This is a genomic window from Acinetobacter sp. OYA S30, from assembly GCF_033599315.1.
Classification (GTDB): Bacteria; Pseudomonadota; Gammaproteobacteria; order Pseudomonadales; family Moraxellaceae; genus Acinetobacter; species Acinetobacter baumannii.
Genome location: NZ_JAWVAV010000102.1, coordinates 1 through 1,795, shown reverse-complemented (window position 1 = coordinate 1,795; position 1,795 = coordinate 1). Strand labels below are relative to the sequence as shown.

Below are 1,795 nucleotides of genomic sequence, written 5' to 3'. Positions count from 1 at the left end.
CAGTTGGTAGTTGAAGGATTTTTTCAAGTTGATCAGCAAATTTTTTGGCGTAAGTGAGTCCTCTTACCTCATGTACTGGAAAGACTAACTATATAGAGTCAAGTGAAAATTAGCTAAATCAAAAAAATATTTTATAACAGTTAAGTCCAAAAAATGAGTACAACAAATAGACCTTTCACTATTAGATTTTTTTGATTGTTCAATAGCTAATCGGAAACAATCTTATAAGGTTCATTTTTAGTTAAAATAGCATGAATCACATAACAAAGCTTACGAGAAACAGCACCTAAGGCCGTCAGATGATGCTTTCCCTCAGAAATTTTTTTCTGATAAAACGCGCGAAAAACAGGATCACATTGAGAAGCAACTAGAGCAGCTGAAAACAAGGCTTTTCGTAAGTATGGAGATCCACGCTTGCTCATAACATTATGTGTTGCTTCGTATTGCCCAGATTGGGACACAGACGCGTCTATGCCAGCATAAGCAACCAGTTTTTTCGGATTAGAAAATTTGCGAATGTCTCCAATTTCACCAAGAATTGTCGCGCCATTTATAGGGCCGATTCCAGGGATTGTGAGAATAACAGAGTCTAAATTACTCATTATGCGCTTAATTTCTTTTTCAGTTTCTTTTACTTGGCTTTCGATGAATTTCAATTGTTCAATCATGGAGCGTAATTGAAATGTAAAAGCTTCTTGAGCAAATTTCACTCCAAAGGAGTTAGAAGCTGCTTGCTTCAATTGATCTGCTTTCTCTGGCTTTATTCGGTTCCTGCTTAACTCAGCTAAGTATTGAGCCAACGTTTCTGCCGAAATTTCTTCTAGCTCTATAGGAGAACTAAACTCAAGCAATAACTCTTTAGACGCTTTTCCGAAAATACCTTGTTTAGAAAAAATTGATGCATATTCAGGAAACACTTGATCTAGTACAGCTATGATTTTTCGTTTGAAGTCGCTTGCGGTACCTACTAAATAGGTTCGGTAACGTGAAAGTTGTTTTAACGAAAAAACATTTTCATCAGACAATACTGTTTCTACAAAGGAACCATAACGCATCAAGTCAGCAATCAAAACAGAATCAATAATATCATTTTTTCGTTTTCTGATTTCTGTTCCTTTGCGCCAGCCATCGGTTTGAAGAGGATTCACAACGTGAATCAAAAAGTCTGATTCGTGGAGGTATGAAAAGATGGAGAGCCAATAATGACCCGTAGCTTCCATTCCGACAATAAAGTCAGCGGGAGTCTCTGAATATTTTGAAAGCCGCTCAATCAGGGAATCAGCTCCTTCAGTAGTGTTAGGGAAAGAAAAACCTTTTAGGATCACTTTACCTTCTTCACTCATTAAAGAAGCCACGTGAGTTCGCTTGCCGATATCAATTCCTAAGAAGTACATACATTTGACCTTTCTAAAAAAATATTTTGGATTGAAACCCGCTCAACTGAAAAGCGTCACTACCTTGTACGAGATACGGAGTAAAGCAAAAACTTTCAACATCTAACTCATACGTAATCCACTTATCAGAGAGAGGTGCCAGTCTTTCGATTACGAGCTTCAAAACTCAAGGAGGCAACGGCATAGCCTCTCAATCCAATAAATATATTATCTCAAAATGAATGAGTTAATACCAAATTAAAATAACGATGGTTCATAGGGTTATCCAATCAAAACCGGAAGGTTAAAACCCTAACTCTAATATACAAGGAGAAGCTTTTTGTCTGTAGCTGAAGCATTAGGGCTAATGATTAGTTTCGGTTCTTTAATCGCAACGATCATCTTTGGCATCCTAACAGCAG

Annotated in this window: 2 protein-coding genes; one reads left to right on the top strand and one right to left on the bottom strand. The window is 37.2% G+C overall.

Features of this window, described 5'->3' with window-relative positions; genetic code table 11:
- Positions 1 to 206 precede the first annotated feature (206 nt).
- Positions 207 to 1,394 carry an IS110 family transposase gene (locus R5R67_RS19260; protein ID WP_010748508.1) on the bottom strand — a complete coding sequence of 396 codons (1,188 nt, stop codon included), beginning with the start codon at positions 1,392 to 1,394 and terminating at the stop codon, positions 207 to 209.
- A gap of 319 nt (positions 1,395 to 1,713) precedes the next feature.
- Here R5R67_RS19260 and R5R67_RS19765 point away from each other — a divergent pair.
- A partial coding sequence (locus tag R5R67_RS19765) for a putative holin-like toxin (RefSeq protein WP_412838337.1) occupies positions 1,714 to 1,795 on the top strand: 82 nt, incomplete at its 3' end.